The organism is Pseudomonas sp. P5_B2 (assembly GCF_056400445.1).
This window is the reverse complement of the sequence record NZ_JBFULH010000763.1, coordinates 1-1752: the sequence shown is the minus strand read 5'-3', so window position 1 is coordinate 1752 and position 1752 is coordinate 1. Positions and strand designations below refer to the sequence as shown.

Sequence of the window (1752 nt, the reverse complement as noted above, 5' to 3'; positions counted from 1 at the left end):
GTGTCACGTAAGGCTTGAAACCGTCAGGCCGGGAGCCGCCAGCATTGATTTCGTTGAGCTGGAACCAGAACGTACCGATCAGGTTTTTCGAGATTTGGCCGGTGGTCAATTCGGTGAAGTAACGGGCTTCGATCAGATGCGCGGTGTCGAAATCCACCTGAGCACCTTCAACCACTGCACAGAGGATTTTCTCCGGCGCGGGCATGCAACCTTGAGTTTTACTGCGCAGGATCGACGGCGCGATGGCGAGCATTTGCGCGACTTTCGGGCTGGAAGGTGTGCCGCCCGGGATCTGATAGCCCTTCACGTCCCAGCGCTGAACCGCCGCTGGATTGGCTAAAATCCAGGCCCGGGCCTTGCTCAGCAGCTCATCAGGATTTTTCGCCAACTCGTCTATCAAGCCGGCCTGCAACGCCTGTTGCGGTCGGACTTTTTTGCCTTCAAGCAGATAGGGCAAGGACTTCTCAATCCCCAGCATCCGCACCATGCGTACCACCCCGCCGCCACCCGGCAACAGGCCCAAGTTGACTTCCGGCAGGCCGAGTTGCACCGCCGGATTGTCCAGCGCCACGCGGTAATGGCACGCCAGACAGATTTCCCAGCCGCCACCCAACGCTGCACCGTTGATCGCAGCCACCACCGGTTTGCCGAGGGTTTCCAGGGTGCGTAATTGACCTTTGAGCGTCAACACCATTTCGTAGAACGCTTTGGCTTCGGGTTTGCCGACCTTGATCAGCTCATTGAGGTCGCCGCCAGCAAAGAACGTCTTCTTCGCCGAAGTGATGATGACCCCGGCAATGCTGTCTTTTTCAGCAACCAGACGGGCGACGCAGGCGGCCATGGCTTCGCGGTAAACCGCGTTCATGGTGTTGGCGCTCTGGCCCGGCATGTCGATGGTCAGGACGACGATCTGGTCCTGACCCTTTTCGTAACGAATGGCTTCAGTCATGAACATGTTTCCTTGAAAGTCGGGGGCTCAGAGGCGTTCGATGATGGTGGCAATGCCCATGCCGCCGCCGACACACAGGGTCGCGAGGCCATAGCGCAGGCGTCGGGCTTCCAGTTCATCGAGCAGCGTGCCGAGAATCGCGCATCCCGTGGCGCCCAGCGGATGGCCCATGGCGATGGAACCGCCGTTGACGTTGACCTTGTCCGGGTCGATGACCATGTCCTTGATGAATTTGAGCACCACCGAGGCAAACGCTTCATTGACTTCAAACAGGTCGATGTCTTCAACCCGCAGGCCGGCCTTGGCCAGTGCTTTACGGGTGGCCGGCGCGGGGCCGGTGAGCATGATGGTCGGGTCGGTACTGGTAACCGCCGTGGCGACGATCCGCGCCCGAGGTTGCAAGCCCAGTGCCCGCCCCTTGGCTTCGGAGCCGATCAGCATCAGCGCSGCGCCRTCGACGATTCCMGAGCTGTTGCCSGGSGTGTGAACRTGRTYGATCCGYTCSACATGGCTGTAGACGCGYARCGCCGTGGCGTCGAAGCCCATYTGCCCCATCATCTCGAARCTCGGCTTGAGCTTGCCCAAGCCTTCGAGGGTCGAGTCGGCSCGAATGAACTCATCRTGRTCMAGCAGSAYGATGCCGTTCTGATCCTGCACTGGCACCAGCGATTTGTTGAACGAACCGTTCGCCCGTGCCCGCGCCGCTTTTTGTTGCGAGTACAGCGCGTAAGCATCGACGTCCTGGCGGCTGAAACCTTCGAGGGTGGCGATCAGGTCAGCGCCCACGCCCTGCGGGGTGAAAT

At 60.3% G+C, this 1752-nt stretch carries 2 protein-coding genes; both read right to left on the bottom strand.

Annotated elements, in window-relative coordinates:
* A partial coding sequence (locus AC1DRJ_RS26510) for an enoyl-CoA hydratase-related protein (protein ID WP_477804758.1) occupies nt 1-949 on the bottom strand: 949 nt, incomplete at its 3' end.
* A gap of 27 nt (nt 950-976) precedes the next feature.
* On the bottom strand, nt 977-1752 hold a 776-nt coding region (locus AC1DRJ_RS26505; protein ID WP_477804757.1), incomplete at its 5' end, for an acetyl-CoA C-acyltransferase.